Source organism: Streptomyces sp. NPDC048420 (assembly GCF_040651535.1).
Lineage (GTDB): Bacteria > Actinomycetota > Actinomycetes > Streptomycetales > Streptomycetaceae > Streptomyces.
On record NZ_JBEZKG010000050.1, the window covers coordinates 15,948 to 34,254 of the forward strand.

The 18,307-nt window shown below is 69.2% G+C and carries 20 protein-coding genes; 6 read left to right on the plus strand and 14 right to left on the minus strand.

All coding sequences use genetic code 11. From position 1 onward, the window contains the following. Positions 1-6: 6 nt before the first annotated feature. From AB0D34_RS45310 to AB0D34_RS45355, 10 genes are all read right to left on the minus strand, one after another. Entirely contained in the window at positions 7-492 is a 486-nt protein-coding gene (locus AB0D34_RS45310; protein WP_362673622.1) for a hypothetical protein, read from the minus strand. Between the two features lie 71 nt (positions 493-563). Then, entirely contained in the window at positions 564-815 is a 252-nt protein-coding gene (locus AB0D34_RS45315; protein WP_306956296.1) for a hypothetical protein, read from the minus strand. A gap of 124 nt (positions 816-939) precedes the next feature. Further along, positions 940-1,320 carry a hypothetical protein gene (locus AB0D34_RS45320; protein ID WP_306956297.1) on the minus strand — a complete coding sequence of 127 codons (381 nt, stop codon included), beginning with the start codon at positions 1,318-1,320 and terminating at the stop codon, positions 940-942. A 62-nt stretch (positions 1,321-1,382) separates the two neighbouring features. Further along, on the minus strand, positions 1,383-2,180 hold the full coding sequence (locus AB0D34_RS45325) for a DUF4097 family beta strand repeat-containing protein (RefSeq protein WP_362673625.1): 798 nt from the start codon (positions 2,178-2,180) through the stop codon (positions 1,383-1,385). Between the two features lie 161 nt (positions 2,181-2,341). After that, complete coding sequence (locus tag AB0D34_RS45330; RefSeq protein ID WP_362673628.1) at positions 2,342-3,064, minus strand: hypothetical protein; 723 nt, start codon at positions 3,062-3,064, stop codon at positions 2,342-2,344. A gap of 11 nt (positions 3,065-3,075) precedes the next feature. Next, positions 3,076-3,267, minus strand: coding sequence for a hypothetical protein (locus tag AB0D34_RS45335; protein WP_362673631.1), 192 nt, complete (start codon positions 3,265-3,267; stop codon positions 3,076-3,078). Positions 3,268-3,507: 240 nt separating this feature from the next. Then, positions 3,508-5,790: an FtsK/SpoIIIE domain-containing protein gene (locus AB0D34_RS45340; RefSeq protein ID WP_362673633.1), complete on the minus strand. Its 2,283-nt coding sequence runs from the start codon at positions 5,788-5,790 to the stop codon at positions 3,508-3,510. A 105-nt stretch (positions 5,791-5,895) separates the two neighbouring features. Then, positions 5,896-7,260: a DUF2637 domain-containing protein gene (locus tag AB0D34_RS45345; protein ID WP_362673636.1), complete on the minus strand. Its 1,365-nt coding sequence runs from the start codon at positions 7,258-7,260 to the stop codon at positions 5,896-5,898. After that, positions 7,257-7,499, minus strand: a complete 243-nt coding sequence (locus tag AB0D34_RS45350; RefSeq protein ID WP_362673638.1) for a hypothetical protein — start codon at positions 7,497-7,499, stop codon at positions 7,257-7,259. The genes AB0D34_RS45345 and AB0D34_RS45350 overlap by 4 nt, the downstream gene beginning before the upstream one ends. Then, the gene (locus tag AB0D34_RS45355) at positions 7,496-7,984 is read right to left on the minus strand and encodes a hypothetical protein (protein WP_362673640.1); all 489 of its coding nucleotides are present in this window, start codon (positions 7,982-7,984) and stop codon (positions 7,496-7,498) included. The genes AB0D34_RS45350 and AB0D34_RS45355 overlap by 4 nt, the downstream gene beginning before the upstream one ends. A gap of 281 nt (positions 7,985-8,265) precedes the next feature. Here AB0D34_RS45355 and AB0D34_RS45360 point away from each other — a divergent pair, with 281 nt between their 5' ends. The 4 genes from AB0D34_RS45360 to AB0D34_RS45375 all read left to right on the plus strand — a co-directional run bounded on the left by AB0D34_RS45360 (position 8,266) and on the right by AB0D34_RS45375 (position 12,532). Then, complete coding sequence (locus tag AB0D34_RS45360; protein ID WP_362673642.1) at positions 8,266-9,000, plus strand: GntR family transcriptional regulator; 735 nt, start codon at positions 8,266-8,268, stop codon at positions 8,998-9,000. 23 nt (positions 9,001-9,023) lie between these two features. Beyond that, positions 9,024-9,668 carry an ATP-binding protein gene (locus tag AB0D34_RS45365; RefSeq protein ID WP_362673644.1) on the plus strand — a complete coding sequence of 215 codons (645 nt, stop codon included), beginning with the start codon at positions 9,024-9,026 and terminating at the stop codon, positions 9,666-9,668. A 157-nt stretch (positions 9,669-9,825) separates the two neighbouring features. Next, positions 9,826-10,833: a bifunctional DNA primase/polymerase gene (locus AB0D34_RS45370; protein ID WP_362673646.1), complete on the plus strand. Its 1,008-nt coding sequence runs from the start codon at positions 9,826-9,828 to the stop codon at positions 10,831-10,833. Between the two features lie 244 nt (positions 10,834-11,077). Next, positions 11,078-12,532, plus strand: coding sequence for a phage/plasmid primase, P4 family (locus tag AB0D34_RS45375; RefSeq protein ID WP_362673647.1), 1,455 nt, complete (start codon positions 11,078-11,080; stop codon positions 12,530-12,532). An 810-nt stretch (positions 12,533-13,342) separates the two neighbouring features. On the opposite strand, the gene AB0D34_RS45380 is transcribed toward AB0D34_RS45375, so the two are convergent. Both AB0D34_RS45380 and AB0D34_RS45385 read right to left on the minus strand, forming a co-directional pair. Next, positions 13,343-13,753, minus strand: a complete 411-nt coding sequence (locus tag AB0D34_RS45380) for a DUF6415 family natural product biosynthesis protein (RefSeq protein WP_362673649.1) — start codon at positions 13,751-13,753, stop codon at positions 13,343-13,345. Then, the gene (locus AB0D34_RS45385; RefSeq protein WP_362673651.1) at positions 13,750-14,250 is read right to left on the minus strand and encodes a hypothetical protein; all 501 of its coding nucleotides are present in this window, start codon (positions 14,248-14,250) and stop codon (positions 13,750-13,752) included. The genes AB0D34_RS45380 and AB0D34_RS45385 overlap by 4 nt, the downstream gene beginning before the upstream one ends. A 181-nt stretch (positions 14,251-14,431) precedes the next feature. Between AB0D34_RS45385 and AB0D34_RS45390 the strand changes: the two genes are divergently transcribed. Both AB0D34_RS45390 and AB0D34_RS45395 read left to right on the plus strand, forming a co-directional pair. Next, entirely contained in the window at positions 14,432-15,670 is a 1,239-nt protein-coding gene (locus AB0D34_RS45390) for a hypothetical protein (RefSeq protein ID WP_362673653.1), read from the plus strand. Positions 15,671-15,678: 8 nt separating this feature from the next. After that, a complete protein-coding gene (locus AB0D34_RS45395) occupies positions 15,679-16,560 on the plus strand; it encodes a GNAT family N-acetyltransferase (RefSeq protein ID WP_362673656.1) in 882 nt (293 codons plus the stop codon). A 146-nt stretch (positions 16,561-16,706) separates the two neighbouring features. Here the strand turns inward: AB0D34_RS45395 and AB0D34_RS45400 are convergent, their stop codons facing one another. Continuing rightward, positions 16,707-17,168: a hypothetical protein gene (locus AB0D34_RS45400; RefSeq protein ID WP_362673658.1), complete on the minus strand. Its 462-nt coding sequence runs from the start codon at positions 17,166-17,168 to the stop codon at positions 16,707-16,709. Beyond that, positions 17,168-18,004, minus strand: coding sequence for a ParA family protein (locus AB0D34_RS45405; protein ID WP_362673661.1), 837 nt, complete (start codon positions 18,002-18,004; stop codon positions 17,168-17,170). The genes AB0D34_RS45400 and AB0D34_RS45405 overlap by 1 nt, the downstream gene beginning before the upstream one ends. Between the last annotated feature and the right edge of the window lie 303 nt (positions 18,005-18,307).

Sequence of the window (18,307 nt, forward strand, 5' to 3'; positions counted from 1 at the left end):
CTCCGATCAGTTGTTGGACTTGTAGGTGATCCCAGATGACTTCCGGGAGCTGATCGTTGCCCCGCGCATGTCGTAGTTGGTGACGACCTTCTTCGGGCCCTTCTTCCGTCCGGCCAGCGCCACCAGGAACATGAAGAGGCCACCCACGCCGAGGGCGGCCACGGCTTCCGGTGATACGGCGTTCATCACGCCCGAGACGCCTTCCATGGCCAGCCAGACGCCCCCACCCGCAGTGGGGGCCGCAAGCGCAATTCCCTTGGCCCATCCGGGAATCGGCTCGGAAGGCTTCACCTCAGACTGGGGCTGCGGCACGTACGGGGCAGTGCGGTAGTGGTCGGCCTCTTCCTTGTGTCGGGCCAGCAGTTCGGCGATGTCCGGCCGGATAGCAGGGCGGCTGTACGCCGCGTCGACCGCGTCGATGAGCTGGCGGGCGCGGGCCTCGGTCTCCGACTCGCTGAGCTGACGGTTGTTGGCTGCGTTCTCGGTGCTCATGGTGGCGACCTCGGCTTTCTGGATCGAGGGGGAGCGGCCGGCCCCCGGGCCGAAGTCCGGGGGCCGGTCGGTCAGTTCTGGTTGGTGCGGTACTTCTTCGTGCGGCGCAGGACGTGGTCCCGGGAGAAGCCGGTGGCCTCGCAGACGTCGGCCTGGAGGAGATTTCCGGCGTCCAGCTCGGCGGCGATGCTCTGCCACATCTGCTCGTCGGCGGCGAGCTTCGCCTTCTCGGCGTCCTCGTGCGCCTGGTCCCGCGTCTTCTTCAGGGCGGCGACCCGGTCCGTAGCGGCGTCGCGGGTGTCCTTGTCGGGGCGGGGGCTCATAGCGGTGCTCCTTGGGTGTGGTGAGGGACGATGGGGGCTCCCTCCCGCTGCCGTTCGGAGCGGGATTACGGGGCCCGGGGCGGTCGGTGATCCTTGGCCGGGTGACGGCCGCCCCGGGGCGTGTCTACCGGTTGGCGGCGGGGACCTCGGGACCGGGGACCGTGGCCTCGGCGGCCGTGGCGACGATCGCGAGGGTGGCGGCGGTCGTCTCGGCGGCCGCGTCCAGGTGCTCGGCGAGCGTGCCGTATCCCATCTCGCGGGCCCTCGACCGGATCGCGACGAGGTAGTGCCAGGCGTCGTGCAGGTCGTCGTGCAGGTCGACCAAGCCGGGCTGGAAGGCGAACGAGTCGGTGAGACGGGCCGCGCCCTGGGTGTGCGTGCGGACCTTCTCTTCGAGGGTGTCGAAGGAGTTCTTCGCGATGGCCTCGCGGACGCCCTCGGCGGAGTCGTGGGCCCACGTCTTGCCGATGAGGCCCATGAAGAACCTGCTCACAGCGTTCGGCACTGTTGTCTCCTGTCTGCTATTTCGCTGGCGGATTTGCTGGCGGTTTCGCTGGCGGTAGAGCGTCAGTGCTTGCTGACGTGGCCGTTGTGGGTCCGGGTGACGACGTTCAGCTCGGGGCGGTGGGAGACGCCGCGCAGGCGGATGCTGCCGTTGTGGGCGCGGGCCTCGATCTGGCCGCTCGCGGCGGGCGCGGCGGCCAGGTCGACGTTGCCGTTGTGCGTGATGACCCGGGCCGCGCCACCGCCATAGCTGCCGATGTAGGTGTTGCCGTTGTGGGTCTCGATGTCGGCCCACTCCTGGACGGAGTCGATCTCGCTGTCGCCGTTGTGGCCTCGGACCTTCACCCGGCCGATGACCCCGGCGCGCAGGCTGCCGTTGCGGGTGTTCAGGTCGAGCGCGGCGAGCAGGCCGGTGACCTCCAGGTCGGCGTTGGTCGAACTCATCTGGACGCCGGACCCGGCGGGCAGGGTGACCAGGACCTCGATCCCGCTGGACACGACCCCGTTGCCACCGCCGGTGACGACACGGCCGTTGATGATCGTCACGCCGGTCATCGAGCCGTACACGGTGCCGATGGTCTGGGTGACGCGGGTGCGGCCACCGCCGGTGATGATCTGGGTGATGCCCCCGCCGGCGCCCTCGACCTCGGGGACGACGATCGTGAGCCGGTTGCCGTCCTGGCTGATCCGGGACTTGGCGACCGCGTCAGCCGCGGGGCCGGTGGTGTCGTCGGTGCGGACCTCGGCGCGGGCGATGGTGGCGGCCGGGTCGACGGTGACGCGGACGACGCCCATCGGGCAGTTCACGGAGGCGAGCACGGGGCCGACGGCTGCGGGGGCGGGGAGGTTCTTCGAGGTCACGTTCAGCTCCTCAGATTCGGGTTTCCGCCTGCATTTCCGCTTGCGGTAATTAGATTGTGCAGACTCCGAGTCTGCATGTCCAGGGGTCCGCAGACTCGGAGTCTGCATAACGTGCGTCTGTGCTGGTCAGCGACCCGAAATTTCTTCGGGCGCGAGGCTCGTCAGGTGCTGCTGCGGTGGCAGACACCGCACGGGATCTTGACCTCGCGGGTCTTGCCGGTCGACGAGTGGACGCGTGTGGAGATGGTGACCTTGCCTCCCCGGCAGCCCTTGACCGTGCAGCGCCGGCGCTTCGGCTGCACGCTCGTCGTCGGCCCGGCCCCGCCGGTCTGCAACGTCCAGGCCGTGCTGATCGCGGCGGCCTTCGCGCTGCTCGCGGCCTCTCCCGCCTTCTCCTTCACGGTGTCGGCGGTCTCCTTCGCCTTGCCCTTGGCCGCGCCGGTGACCGCGCCCACCTTCTCCTTCACCTGCGCCTTGGCATCCTTCTTCTTCGACCGCCACCACCGCTTCGCCTCCGGCACGACGAACTGGTCGACTCCCTCCTTGACCACCTTCGCGGCGCCGATGGCCTGGTGGATGTCGAGCGTGGGATACAGCTCGCCGGTCATGACGATGCCGCGCCATTCGGCGGTGAAGACGTCACGGTCGGCGTCCTTCTGCCGCTTCAGCCACCCGGCGAGGACCTCGTCGACCAGGCCGTTGGTGACGACCCGCGAGTCCTCGCCCTTCCCGCACGACAGGCAGGAGATCCAGGCCGGGGAGACTTCCCGGAGCCCGTGCTTGTGTATCTCCAGCGAGAAGGCGTTGCCGCATTCGCTGCACGCGAGTTCGGTGTCGTCGACACGCGCGATGCCGACGAGCTTGAGATCCGGCTTCACCCTCATCGGGCTCTCCCTCAGTCCTTGGCGGAACGGCTCGGCGTGATGCTCGGGACGGGCGTCGGGGCGTTGCCGGGCGCGGCCTGGCCGTCGCCGCCGTTCCCGATGTAGAGCCCGACGAGCAGGCAGGCGATCGAGCAGACGATCACCTTGTTCTTCGCCCACCAGGTGGGCGGGGTGGGCTCGCTCAGCACGTACTTGACGCCCATGGGGGGTCGTCCTCCGTCATCTTGGGTTTGTCAGGGTTTGTGTCGTGCTGTGACCTGGATGGAGCCCGGACGGGTCCCGCATCGATGCAGGTCAGAGGGGGTGAGCATCCTGGACGGGTCCCGGCCTGACCTGGACGACCGGCGTCCAGGTCGAGGGGGGTGCCGTCCAGGTCGACGGCCGCCCGGTCCGGGGGCGTACCAGCCCAAACCGGGCGACCGTCCAGGGTGGATCCGGGCTCGTCAGGCCGTGAGCCCGTACTTCGCCTGGACCGTGCGGAGCACGGCGGCGAGCGGGTAGCCGTTGAGCGCGGACGTGCTGTCCTCGAAGGTGCGCTTCTTCTTCTCGGCGTCCTCGCGCACCACCAGGCGGGCCAGCTTCTCGGGGGTGATGTCGAGGCCGGCGGCCTTGAGCGCGTCGACCAGGACCGTGCCCGGCAGCCAGTCGACGGCCGCGTCCTCGTCGTCCTCCTTCGCCTCCTGGTCGTACGCGTTGAAGACCTCGACCAGGACCGCGAGGACGTTGGCGTCGCCGTCGCCCTGGTCCCGGAGCTTGTCGGCGAGAGACTTCGGGCCCTCGGGCAGGGTGCCCGCCTTCTCCCGCAGGTCGTAGGCCCGCTTCAGCAGCTCGTTGACCTGCTCGTCGGAGTAGTAGTCGGCGCGAACCAGCGTGGGGTTCGAGCCTTCCGCCCACAGAAGGCCGGCGCCCCGCATCTCCGGCTCGATGGTCTTGGCGCTGTAGCCGGACGCGGCCGCGCCCTTGCCGAGGATGGTGTCGGACGCCTCGGGAGTGGTGCAGCGCAGCGCCCACCGGATGGAGAGCAGGTCACGCAGCGAGGTGTCCACGACGTCCGAGCCGGGCTTCTGGGTCGCGCAGAAGGTGATGATCCCGGCCGCGCGGCCACGGGAGACGAGGTTGCGGAGCTTCTTCGTGATCTTCTTTCCGAAGTCGTCGTCCGTCGTGTACAGCATCAGCTCGTCGACCCACAGCAGCTTCTGGCGCAGCTGGGGGTACTTGTTCGCCAGTTCCTCGGTGACCTTGCGCTTGCCCAGCTTCTTGAGAAGGGCGTACCGCTGCCGCATGTCGAGGATCGCGTCGTCCAGCATGTCGTTGAACGCCTCGGGGTCGGCCGCGCCCTCGTAGTACTCGCACAGCGGTTCGAACGGCTCCAGGTCGCCACCGCCCTTGCCGTCCGCGAGCCAGAGGATCACGCGCGGGTCGAGCGCGGCGGCGAGCAGGATCGTGTTGCCCGACGCCGACTTACCCGCGCCCGGCTCACCACCGATGAGCCCGGACCGCTCGACCACCGAGATCGAGATGGGCAGACCGCGCACGTCAGGACCGATCTGGATGCGGCCCCAGAAGTTCGCGGCCGCCTCCAGGGCGAGCAGCGGACCGGGGTCCACATCGCCGGTGAACGGCAGCTCCTTGCTGACGTACAGCTCCAGCCGTCCGGCGCGGGCGCCCTTGGACTTGTTCTTGGTGATGCTGAGCTGGGCTTCTTCGACGCCGAACGCGCTGGCGAGTTCGGAATGCGAGCGCATCGCCTTCTTCGCCGGGATGCCCGGCGGCAGGTCGACGATCGTCGACCAGGCACCGCGCGTGTCGAGCATCGGCATCTGGATGATGGCCAGCGACTCATCCGAGCCAATGACCTTGGCGGCCTGGAAGCACTTGTCGAGCATCGGCGCCGTCATCGCGTCGCCGTCGCCGAGGGAACGCCAGTCCGCGGACCAGTCGGTCTCTTCGACGATGACGTGCCGTCCGGCAAAGGCGCCTCCGCTGAAGGTCGCCAGGGCACCGGCGCTCACGCCGAACCATCCGGCCTGGACGTAGCCACCGGTGAGGGCAGCGACCGGCGGACCGTACGCCGCACCGCACCGCAGTGCGAACGCCCGGCGGCGGCTCTTCCGCAGCTTCCGGTGCTCGGTGATCGCCTGCATGGCGACCGTCTGGGTACGGTCGGCCTCACGCTGCGCGACCTCCTTCTTCGTCTTCATGATGCCCGGGGTGAACCGCGCGGTCCGTGCGGCGGCGCGGGCCTCGCTGGCGGCGATGTGCGCCTGGTGGGCGACGGCCTGGAGCTGGATTCCTTCGAAGCCCCGGACCCAGTCGCTGACCCGGCGGCGGCCGCGCCCGAACTGCGCGACGTGGCCCCGGTCGGTGCGCTGGCGGCGGACCCACCGGCGGTAACCGCGAACTCGGGCCCGGTAGAACACACCGGAGTACATGGCCCAGCCCTCGGCGGACTTCATCCAGGCCGGGATGAGCGGGCGGTCGTCGAAGGCGTCGAAGTCGGTCTCGTCGACCTTCGTCAGGTCGACCGAGGTCGGGGTGACCCGGCCTTCGAGGACGCGGCGGGCGGATTCGACGACCGCGGCCTTGTCGGTGGCCTCGGTCTCGCCACCCAAGGGCAGGGGGACGGGGATGTGCTCGGCGTTCGTGGCCGGCCCCGCGCCGTGGACGTAGGTGATGGTGGCCAGGTCTGTGCGGTCGAGGCTCCGGCCGGTCGGCATCTCGGTCATGCTGGTCGTTCTCCTTCGGGGGAAGCGGGGCCCGGCGGCGACTGTGGAAGGGAGGCGCCAGGCCCCGCGGCTTTACACGGGGTGAGAGTCAGTTCGGGGTGTTCGTCAGCCAGCCAGTTCGCCGTCGTCTTCGCCGTCGACGAGCTTGAGCTTCCGCTCGGCGATGACCCGGTCCCGCAGCCGCCGCGCGTCGTCCCGGCGGATGCCCACCCGCTTCGACAGAGCGGCAGCGGAGATCTGGTTGCCCTCCGCGACGAGTTCGGCGGCGACCTTCAGCGCCTTCGGCAGCAGCGCCTCCAGCTCCTCATCCGACCGGCCGCGCGGACCGTTCCCGCTGGCGTTCCCGCCGTTGTTCCCGCCGTCTGTCTTGCTGGCGTTCTCGCGGGCATTTCCGCTGGCGCCTTCAGAGCCGTACATCCCAATTCCCGCAAGGGCTGTAGCGCCCTGAGCGCCCCGCTGGAGAGCCGGGATCGGGAGGGTCGGACCGAGGGTCGGGATGCCCTCCGAGAGACGGTGAGGGAGCGGGTTGTAGAGGCTGGCGAGCATCCCCGCCCGGACCAGTTCGGGGCGGACGTGCTCACCCAGCTCGAAGGCGGCCCCGAGCTGTACCCGGGCGTCGGTCACCTGAGCGAAGGTCTCGGCGGACAGACCCGGCTGGGTGCCCTTCTTGATCTGCCACGCGGTGGCGAACGCCTCCTCCTCGTCGATCGACTCGAACGGGAGGGCGGACAGCAGCCGGTCGGCCTCGGCGGCGATGTCCTTGTGGTGCTTGCGGCGGTCGGCGAGGTGCTTCTTGCGGGCCTTCTCCCGGCGGCGCTCTTCCTTGGTCTTGCCGTGCGACCCGTGGGTCTTCATGTCCCACAGGTAGATCGCGATGAGGGAGGACGCGGCGAACACGACGGCGACCCAGGTCTGATCGGGCAGGGCCTCGGACCAGTGCCAGTAGTTCACCGCGGCCGCGAGGAACGCGGTGATCCAGGTGGCGACCCGGTACTTGCCCGCCGGGCGCCCCGCGTCTTCCGCCTGCTTGCCCATGAACGTCAGGGCCCAGGCCGTGCCCTCCAGCATCGCCGAGAGCAGCGCGGCCAGGAGGACGAACACCCCGGCGTCGGACAGCGCGCCCACCTGGGAGATGACGGCCGGGACGATCGAGCAGACCATCACGAACGCCACGAACGCGGTGACCGGGTTGGCGTTGAGCCAGGTGGTGACCTTGCCGAACTTCGCCCGGCGGGCGGCCTTCTTGCGCTCCTTCTCCTGCTCGCGCTGCCGCTTGTCCGCCTGCTCCTGGCGGCGCTTGGCGTCCGCCTCCTTGCGGGCCTGCTCCGCCTTGGCCTCAGCGTCCTTGCGCTTCTGCTCGGCGGCGATCTCCTTGGCCTTGAGCTGGGCTTCCAGCTTCAGGCGCAGGTCCTCGCGGTCCTGTGCGCGCTCGGCGGCCTGGTCGGCGCGGCGCTCTTCGCGGTAGCTCATCGGGTGCCTCCAGCGGCCGGGTTCGCGATCCCGGACAGCACGGTCGCCAGTTCGGTACGGAGTCGGGGGGAGACCGGCGTCAGACGGAAGCGCCGGGCGAAGGTGTCGCCGCCGGCGGCCGCCGCGCGGGCCACGGTCTCGGTGATGAGGCTGGCCAGGGCGATCGACCCGGCGATGATGCCGAGGGTCATCTCCAGCACGGTCAGCAGGAACAGCGCGGTGTTGGCGAGGATCCTCATGCCGCCACCCCCGCGGGAACCTCGTCGCGGACGATGCGCAGGGCGGCTCGGACCGCGCGGCGCTCGGCGCGGGGCTCACGGGCACGGGCGACGGTGGCGACCGGGTTCGGCCTGCCCAGCGTGGCGAGGACCTCGTAGGAGTCGAAGTCGGCGGCGGTCCAGTCGGCGGTGATCTCGTCGTCCTCGTAGCCGAGGGCGTCGTCGGCGGCCTCCAGCTCGGCGACCACGGGGGCGCTGGCCTTCCGGCTGCGCAGCTCCTTCGGCATCCGGCGAAGCAAGTTCCGGTAGTACGTGGCGTCTTCGCGGTCGGTGTCGGTCTCGACCTCGAAGTCGTTCAGGAAGGACTCCAGCGCGTCCCGGCTGGCGAGTCCGCCGGCGGTGAAGTCGTGCTCGATGTCGAGCGGCTCGACCGTGTCGAACCCGCTGGCGACCTCGAAGAACTCGGACTTCGTAACGATGCGCTGACCTGCGGCGATGATGTTCATGTGGGGTCGTGCTCCTCTCGTGGAACGGCCCCTCACGGCGGCTCCCCCGGTGGTCCTGGCAGATCTCCCAGGGGGGCCGTTCGTGCGTTCGCGGCCGTTTTCGACATGGCTGTGCCGTCACGCTTCGCGAGGTCTCCCTTGCTCGGCGTCGCTCCATGACAATCCCAGGATTGCGGAACCGTGTCAATCACTCGCGGCGCGATAATCCCGGGAGTGCGAGCCACTAGGAATCAATCCCGGGACTATGGTTCACTGGTGGCGCCGAGAGGAGATCACCGGACATGCCGCCCAAGTGGAAAGCCCTCGCTGACGAGATCGCCGCGAAGATCATCAGCGGTGAGTACGAGCCCGGCTTTCGCCTCCCCAAGATCGAGGAGCTGGCCCAAGAGGGGAGGGGATCCAAGACCACCGTCCACGCCGCGTACAAGGCGCTGGAGGCTCAGGGGCTGGTCACCTCATCCCGTGGCCACGGGACGGTCGTACGCGAACGGACCCCGCTGTCGACCGGCGCTGAGCGGGAACAACGCAGCAAGATCACAGGATCGTCATGGCGGGCTGGTGAACGCTCCGACTCCCATACGGCTGGCATCGTCGCCGCCCCGGAGGACGTAGCCGAGGCTCTGGGCATCCGCGCCGGCGACCTCGTGCTCAAGCGCTCCCGCGCCTACCGCGACGCACACACCGGCGACGTCATCTCGCACTCGACCTCGTGGATTCCGGAGGTCTTCGCCGAGGAACTGCCCGAACTGGCCATGGGCAAGAGGCTGAGCGGCGGAACCTCGATCGACCTGATCACGCGGCACACCGGCCGACCGGTGGCCCACCGGTACAGCGCCATGTGGCCCCGGATCACTACCCCGGCCGACACTGCACTGCTCGAAATCCCCGAGGACACCCGGGCCGCTGTCATCGTCCTGACCGTCCGGGTCGTTGACACCAGCGGGATGACGATCGAGTACGGCGTCGACGTGGGTGGCCCCGGACGCCGATGGACCAAGGAGGAATCCTCCGAGTGATCCCCGACGACACCCTTCTCAGCGTGCTTGAGGAACGCTTGGGCGCCCTCCTGGCGGACCAACGTCTCGGCACTCTGCCCCCGGGCGGAAAGACTGAGATCACTCGCATCACCCAGGCGCTCGCCGGGCGAACCGGCCCGGCCCGCCTGGTCCTGCTCACCGGCCTCCAGGGCTCAGGGAAGACCACCCTCGCCCTCGCCCTCGAAGCTCTCGGCTTCCTGCGCCTGTGCCCCGACGAGCGGGTCTGGCAAGTCCACGGGCACTACGGGCGCGATTTTCCGCGCGGCCAGTACAGGGTCAGGGAGCGCCCCATCCTCGACCAGATCGCAACCGAACTGAGCACCCTGCTCACCGAAGGCCATGACGTGGTCCTCGACCACGGGCTCTGGACGGCCGAAGATCGCGGCCACTGGCGCCGGATTGGCGAGCAAGCCGGGGCCAACGTGCCGCTCGTGTACCTGCCCTCCACTCACGAGGAGCGGTGGGAGCGGATCAAGGAACGCAACGAGCTCACCTACGACGACCCGAACGCCATGTTCTTCAGCGAGGACGACCTGCGCCGTCACGCCGACCGCTTCGAAGCACCCGGCCCCGACGAACCGCACGTCGTGTACTCCGGTGACCTTGATCCCGTCATACGGGCTCTAGGACTTACCGGGATCCCGTAGCACGCCACACCGCAAATCCGATTCCCCCCAACAGGTGATCAAGGGGCAGGATTAGCACCCAGAAACACCAAAGGCGCCCCCTGGCCGGGGCGCCTGGTGTTTCAGCAAGGCCGGGCTTGCAGGCCCGGCAAAGTTCGAGCGATAGGAGCGCTCACCAATGAGGGTACGAGACTTTTCCCGCCCGGCGCCACATGCGCTGAGCCACAATCCGGATAGTTTCCGGACTCTTCGGGCCAACTTGCTCACGTCGGCGTTGCACTACGCGGACCGCGGCATGTATGTCCACCCGCTGCTCGTCGGCGGCAAGGCCCCGGTCTGGAACGACTGGGAGGGCCGCGCCACCCTCGACCGCGACCTCATCACCCGAACCTGGAGCCGGGCCCCGTTCAACATCGGCATCGCCTGCGGGCCCTCCCGCCTCGTCGCCGTGGACCTGGACGTCCCGCACGACGGTGACGAGCCTCCCGCCGAGTTCGCCGGAGTCACCGACGGCGACACGATGTTCAGCGTCCTGATCGGCCGGACGCCGGGCGCCCGTGCGGTGCCCACCTTCACCGTCCGCACTCCGAGCGGCGGCCGTCACCTGATCTACCGCGCCCCGGCCGGGTTCGAGATCCGCAACACCGCGCGGACCATCGGCTGGTGCATGGACACCCGTGCCGCCGGGGGCTACGTGGTCGGCATCGGCTCCGTCGTCGACGGCCGCCCGTACGTGCTGGAGAGCAGCATCACCGAGCCGGTGGACCTGCCGGACTGGCTGCTGACCCTGATCACGACCGCACCCGAGCCACCCAAAGCGGGGGAGCGGGTCAGCCGGGCTGAGATCGAGTCCCGGCTGCGGGCCATCTCCAGCGGCGGCACCCGTGAGGAGCGGTGGGCGACGGGCATCCTGCGCTCCGAGTGCCGCGACCTGTCCGGGATGCCTGCCTACTCCGGGCGCAACAACCGGCTGAACCTCGCGGCCTACCGCGCGGGCCAGCTGGTCGCCGCCGGCCTTTTGGACCAGGCCGTCGCCGAGGAGGAACTGACCGCGGCCGCGACGGCGGCCGGGCTGGGTGCCGAGTACGCGCACGAGATCGAGAAGACCCTGAACTCTGGGATGCGGGCGGGCCTGCAGAAGCCTCGCTTCATGCCGACCGACCGCCGGATCGGCGGTGCCGCGTGACCGTCGAGCTAGGACGAGACGTTAACCCCTTCGAGTACGTAGACCTCCCCTCGGCAATGAAGAAGGCCCCGGCGGTGTGCCACCACCCCGAGGCCAGGCACCCGAGGAGTACGTCTCGCATGCGGTACCGGTCTATCCCTTCCCACCTGCTTGTGTCTCGCCTTGACGCTGCCGTTTCCGCATGCGGGAACTCCAGCGGGAATGCGGGCGGAAATCGTTCCTCGCTGCGGATCGGGGGTGCGGCGTGACGACCTACTCCGAGGCCGGTGTCCCCGCCCAGACTTCCGCCCCTCGTCGGGAGTGGCCGCGCCGGTCGTTCGACGACATCGGCAACGCCGAGCGCCTGGTGGACCACTTCGGCAGTGAGCTGCGGTACCTGATCGACGCCGAGCAGTGGGCGGTGTACGAGGGCGGCCGGTGGGCACTCAAGGGCGCCAAGTCGCTGCTGTGGAAGCGGGTCGTGCAGACCATTAAGGCCCTGCCGAACACCGAGGCGTACGAGTACAGCGCGACGCGCCTGGTGAGCGACGAGGGCAAGAAGGAGAAGTCCGAGCGGGACGTGTTCATGGAGTGGGTGTCGAAGTCCCGGCACCGCGGGCGTCTCGCAGCGATGCGCGACGTCGCCGAGGGCGAGCCGGAACTGTTCGGCGAGATGAGCGACTTCGACCAGCACGAACACCTGCTGAACGTGAAGAACGGCATCGTCGACCTGTCAACCGGCAACCTGCTCCCGCACGACCCTGAGCTGTACCTCATGCAGCAGTCGCCCGTGCGCTTCGACCCGTACGCCGAGTGCCCGATGTGGCTCCAGTTCCTGGACTCGGTAATGCCGGACAAGGAGCGCCAGGCGTACTTGCGCCGGGTCGTCGGCTACACCCTGACCGGCAACACCGACGAGCAGGTGATGTTCGTCCACCACGGCACGGGCATGAACGGCAAGTCGGTGTTCATCGACGTCGTCATGGGACTCCTGGGCGACTACGCCCAGGCGGTGCCCCGTACGACGCTGCTGGCCAAGAAGGAGGACGGCATCCCGAACGACGTCGCCCGGATGGTCGGCAAGCGGATGCTGTCGACGACGGAGACGTCCGCCGGCAAGAAGCTGGACGACGAGCTGGTGAAGCAGCTCACCGGCCAGGACACGATGTCGGCGCGGTTCCTGCACGGCGAGTACTTCGACTTCAAGCCGGTCGGCAAGATTCACCTGGCGACCAACTACCTGCCGAAGGTCGGGTCTGGTCACGGCATCACCCGGCGCCTGCACGACATCGGATGGGACGTGACGGTGCCGCCGGAGGCGCGCATCGCGAAGCTCGCCGAGAAGATCCTGCGGCAGGAGGGGGCGGGCGTACTGAACTGGGCTCTTGAGGGCTGCCGCGAGTGGCGGGAGCAGGGCCTCGTGATGCCGGAGGCCGTGCGCGCGAAGACGGCGCAGCACATCGCCGAGTCGGACCCGATCTCGATGTGGATCGAGGAGAACACCGAGGCGTGCGACCGCGACGTGAACGTCAGCGGTGAGGTCACCGGCAGCCTCTTCCAGAACTACAGGCTCTGGTGCCAGAACGGCTCGCTGCGCGAGATGACCGTGATGGCGTTCAGCCAGGCCCTGGAGGAGCGCGGGTTCGAGAAGGCGAAGCACCCGAGGACCCGCCGTGCCGTGATCGTCGGACTGAGGGTGAAGGCGTCGAACGGGTTCTAGGCGAGGCAGCGCACGAACCGTCGGAAGGGGCGGCCGTTCTTCGGTCGCCCCTTCGGCGTGCTCGGGGAGGTCGCTGCGAAGGGCCTTCACCCCTTCTGATCTGCGGTTCGTAGGACCTGCGAAGGACCTTGGCCCCACGATCCGCGTGAACCTTGGCGGTCGGGGCCGGCCACTGGGTGGGAATCCGAGAGGAAGGGCGGATTATCTAGCTAGATTCTCCGCAAAGGCGCAGGTGAGAGGCAGTGCGAAGGACCTGCGAAGGACCTTGCGAAGTCCTTCGCGGTGAAGTCCTCGATGCCATTGAGAACGGCCGTTACTCGTGTGGTGCGAAGGACCTTGCGAAGGACCTGGGGTTCGTGAGTACAAGGTCCTTCGCACCCTCTGACCTGCGGTTCGTAGGACTTGCGAAGGACCCGAAGGACCTTAGAGGGGGTAACACACATGAAGATGACCCCGGATTTGCGTCTATGCAGGTCACGGGCTTGCCTCGCATTAAGAGCTCTACCCGTGAAAAAGCCCTTCGGGTCCTTCGGGTCCTTCGAAACCCCAGGTCAGGGCTGCGAAGGACCTCCGGCAAGGTCCTTCGCAGGTCCTTCGCAGTCCGCTGGAGGGTTGGACGGGTACGCAGCGGAGGACCCCGAACCGCGCCCCGCCTTTGGGTGGCTCTGTAATCAACCGGGACTTACAACACCCGCCGCAACCACAAAAGGAGCCCCCGGCCGCCACAGGTGGAGGTGTGGCGCCGGGGGCTCCGGTGCACCCAGGCCGACGGGGGAACGGCGCTGGGTGGCTCTGGGGGCCCTGGAGGGCTCAGGGCGGGGGAGAGGCGGTCGGGACGGGCGGGAGGCTGTCGAGGCGCTCGTACAGCGTGCGCAGCAGTCGGGCGCGGTTCTGCGCCGAGGGCAGGGTCGGGCGGGGCCGGACGGACAGGCGCCGGTCGGCCTCGCCGAGGACTGCCTCGGTGAGGATGCGCTTCGGGTCGCGGGCGCCAAGCTGAGCGCACCGGCGGCGGACGTCGTCGGCGACGACCCGCGCGTGGCCGGCCAACTCAAGCGCGATCTGCTCGCAGTCGACCGGCCGGAGGGTCGAGTTGTTGGTGGGCGGGTTGAGCACGGTCTCGGCGAGTTCGAGGTGCACCCGCCGGTCGAGCGGCACGACGTCGTCGAGCAGCTGCTCGGGGTCGTCCTCGACTTGGGCCCGGGGCGGGGGAGTGCTGGTCATGGCGTCACCGGCTCGTACAGGGCGGGCGCGAGGTCCTGGAGGCGTTCGGCGAGACGCCGGGGGTCGACGAGCGCGAGCGTCTCGCCGGGGGTGCCGACCCAGTCGGCGACCTGGCTGGTGTGCTCGGGGGTGCGGGGCATGAGGAGTTGGTGGCCGCGGCTGAGGACGCGGACGCCGGGCAGGCCGGTGAAGTGGTCGGCGTGGTCGACCGGCACGATGACGTACAGCTCGTCGCGAAGGTGGTCGGCGAGGATTCGGTAGCCGCGGCGGGTGCCGAGCTGCATGGCGACGAGGGCGTCCAGGCCAAGCTGTATCGGCTGTACGGCGATGGCATCCCACTCGATCCCGCAGGCCACGAACTCGGTGTGGTTCATGACCCGCGAGCCGGTCTGGATCCAGCGGTCTCTCTTCTGGTCGGTGGCGGCCGCGAGGTCATGCCACGTACGTGGGGCGCGCTTTCGGCCCTGGCCCGTTCCGCCGGCGGATGAGTTCGGCACGGCGGCCTCCTTGGTGAGTGTCCGTCACTTCCTCCCAGACAACCGGGTTATGGCGGTGGGGGATCAGGGCATTGTGCGGGCACTTCGCGGACGGTGGGCGGACGTTTTTACCTTCGGCTCCCGGGGGTGTCCCGCCGGGTCTACCGTCGAATTTCGAGGAACGTCGGCGTACGGGGGCGCGGTGGACACCCAGCGGAACGAGGTCCTGGCGGGCTTAATGCGGGAGTTCGGGTACTCCCACAACGGACTCGCGCGCGAGGTGAACAAGATCAGCGCGCGGATGTTCGGGCGGCCGGGCGCGGCGACCGACCGGCACGTGCGCCGTTGGCTCTCGGGGCAGGCCCGTTGGCCGACCGAGCGCTACCTTCTGCCGCTGATGGAGCTGTTCGATCGGACCCCCGAGCAGCTCGGGTTCGTACCGCGCGGGCGGTCGACGAACCGCCTGCCGGTCCCACCGCCGGCGGACCCGGGGGTTGGGGAGGAGGACGCGCCGGTGCAACGACGACGCGAATTCATGACGACCTCGACCGGAGCGACCGTCGCGCTTGTCCTGGGACTGGAGGAGACGCCCGTCACCGGACGGCTCGCCCTCAGCGACGTCGACCGGATCCAGGGGAAGATCGGCAGGTTGGCGGCGCACTTCACCGCGATCGGCGGCGGCGCTCTGTTCCCCGTGGCGACCGGCTACCTCGCCCGGCTGAGGCGGACGGCCGACGGCTGCACGTACGGGCCCCGGGTCGAGCAGGCACTGAACGCCGCGATCAGCGATCTGTGTTCCTCGGCAGGGTGGTCGGCCCTGGACGCGGGCGAGCCGGGGCAGGCCCGGCTGATGTACGCGGACGCACTCCAGTCCGCGATCCTCGCCGGTGACCGGCGGGGCCAAGCCCGCGCCTGGAGCAACTTGGCGATGCAGGCGAGGGTGGACGGTCGGCTGCGGGAGTCCCTGCGGATCAACCGGGCGGCGCTGGAGTCGAGGCAGGCCCGCCAGGACCCGCTGATCGCGGCCCTGCTGCACGCCCGACTCGCCATCGGCCACGCCCGAGCGAAGGACCGACCGGCAGCCGCGCGGTCGATCCTCGCTGCCGAGCGCGCGTACGACCGCGCAGACGGCACCACCGCACCGCCGTGGCTGCGCTTCCTCGATGGGGCCGAACTCGCCGGACTCGCCGCCATCGCCCACCAGGCGCTGGGACGGCTGCCCGATGCGGAGACCGCCACGGCACAGGCCCTGGAGCTGCTCGCCCCGTCGATGCGCCGAAGCCGTGCCTTCTACGCGGTGCAGCTCGCCGAACTCCAAGTCGCCCAAGGGCACCTCGACCGCGCGGCGACCACCGTCGCCGACATCGACACCGGAGCACTCAGCAGCCAGCGCATCACCGAGCGCCTGGCCGTCGTCCACCGAACCCTCGCCACCACATGAGGAGAGCCGTGACCTTGAACGACGTCGAGATCCGCCACTTCACCAGCGCCGATGCTGCCGAACTGCGGAAGACGCTGATGGACGTCTACCAGGAGGTGTACGCGGACTCGATCGCCGACGACCCGTTCAACGGCGTTGAACGCTTCGGCCGCGGCCTGGACGGCTGGTCGTCCCGGCCGGGCTGGACGTGCACCGTGGCGTACGACGGGGACCAGGTCGTCGGCTACGCGTACGGCGCTCCGCTCCCCGAGGGCGCGGTCTGGTGGCGGGGCCTGCTCACCCCGGTCCCGGAGCACGTCGTACGGGAGACCGGCACCCGCACCTACGCCATCAGCGAGTTGATGGTGCGCGTCCCCTGGCGCAAGACCGGGGTGTCGCGCCGGCTGCACGACGAGCTGCTCGACAACCGCAAGGAGGGGCGGGCGACGCTCCTGGTGCGCAGCTCCCACCCGAAGGTGAAGGCGCTGTACGAGAGCTGGGGTTGGAAGGCGCTCGGCGAGCTGATCCCGCGCATCGAGTCCGCCCCGAAGTTCGACGCGATGTTGCTGAAGCTGCCGCTCCGGGGAGGGACCGACTGGCACACCACCGGCAGCGCGGTCTTGGACCGGGTCGTTGCCGAGGAAGACTGGGCCGCGGTCCTGCACGGTGACCGGCTCCTGGTGCCGGTCGAGCCCCACCACGTCGTGTACTTCATCAGTGCTGAGGAGACGGAGCTGATGTCGCTGTCCAGCATCGGCATGCTGCCCGTGCCCGCGGTCGGTGAGGAGATTGGTGTGGGGGACGGGATGGTGACGGTCGTCTGGGTCGGCACGCTGTACGGCCGCGACGACGAGGGACGCCCGACCGTCTTCACGAGCGTCACCGTCAAGGAGAAGCCCAAGTCGGAGTAGAGCCACCGGCGTTCAGTCGGGTACGGAGTTCACGACCGGCGTCCCGCCCCCGCTTTGGGTAGCTTGCTGGCCCGGAGACGACAAGGCCCGCATTCCTGCTGGCGGAAATGGCAGCGGGAATGCGGGCCGTTTCGCGGACGGGAGCGTCAGGCGACGTCGTCTTCCTGGTGGTGCTTGTGCTCGCCGGGGTCCTCGATCTTCAGCTTCTTGAAGAGGAGTCCGAGGGCCTCGTCGACGAGAGTCTGAGGGTTCTTGCCGGTCTGCTCGACCGCGACGGTCAGCATCCGGTCGTTCGCGACCAGCACCCGCACGGACAGCGGAGCGCGCTCCGGACCGCGAGGCCGGCCAGCACGACGAGGCGAGCGACGGGCGGGCTTCGACGAGGACCCGGCGCCCTCGGCGGCGGGCGGCTCCTGGCCCTCGGTCCCGCCGTCCGATCCGCCATCATTCCCGCTGGCGGAATCGCCAGCGCCGGACCCGTCCCCGCCCCAGGTCTCCGGGTTGTCCCAGTCCGGCTTCTGGGCACCGGACAGGTCGGCAGGGTCCTTCTCCTCGCGGGCGCGCTTCTCCTGCTGCGCCTGGCGGGCCTTCTCGGCGAAGGTGGGCATCAGGCTTTCTCCTTCAGGTGCGGGAGGGTGTGGAACAGGACCTCGCGGTACGCCTCCTGGAGGTGCTTGGCCTCGCGGCCGGGGGCTGCGGTGATCGGCATGGAGCCGGTCCGGCAGACCTCGCGGATCGCGTAGCTGCGGATGATCGTGGGCAGCACCAGATCGCCGAAGTCCTCCCGCAGGGTGTTGTCCCAGTCCTGGTGGATCTGCCGGTACTCGGTCTGGCGCGGCACGATGCTGCGCACGATGCCCGCGATCTCAAGCCCCGGGTTGAGGCCCCCTGGAGAGGTGTAGTGCTCGATGGAGGTGAGAGCCTCCTTGGCTCCGTCGTGGCCGTCGTCGGTGAGGGTCGAGGGGATCAGGACCTTCTTGGTCGCGATCAGAGCGGACCCCACGATTTTCCCGCCGGCGCGGGGCGGGACGTCCAGGAACAGGACGTCGACGAGGTCCCGGATTCCCCACAGGGCGCGCTGGAGGCGGAACTCCATCCCGGTGGTGGCGTCGGTTTCCCGGTTGCCGAACTTCCGGACGCAGGGGAGCACGAACACGTTCGAGGGCCATTCCTTGCCCGCGCGCACGAGCGCCTTGCGGGCGATCTGGGCAGGGTCCTGCGGGGGCTTTTCCGGGTCGACGTGGTAGATGTCGTTGACCGACAACTCGGGGTCGTCGACACCCAGCTCGTCGGTGAGGGTGGCTCGGGGGTCGAGGTCGACACCGCCCACCCTCAGCCCGTATTCGGCGGCTACGGCAATGAGCCCCGCCGTGAGCGACGTCTTTCCGACGCCACCCTTCTCGCTGACCTCAGCGACGATGTCCGGGTCCGGCTCTTCGGCCACAGGGTCCTCCTTCCTTCTAGGTAAGTCGAAGAGTGCCGATTCCGCCGGTCTATGCGCAAGCTGCCCCACGCAGGCATTGCCGCCGGTAATCCCGCATGCGGAAACACCGCACTGCATTCCGGCTTATCTAGCTAGATTTCGCGCCTTTCCCCTGGTGAGAGGCGTGCGAATCGTGGGAGGGTCAGAGGATGGCGTGCTTGACCGCGCTGCGGATGACGTCGCCAGTGGTGACGATCAGGTCCTGGAGCTTGACCTTCTCCAGGATGGTGTCGGAGTCGGGGCGCGGGGCGAGGGCGGCGGCGA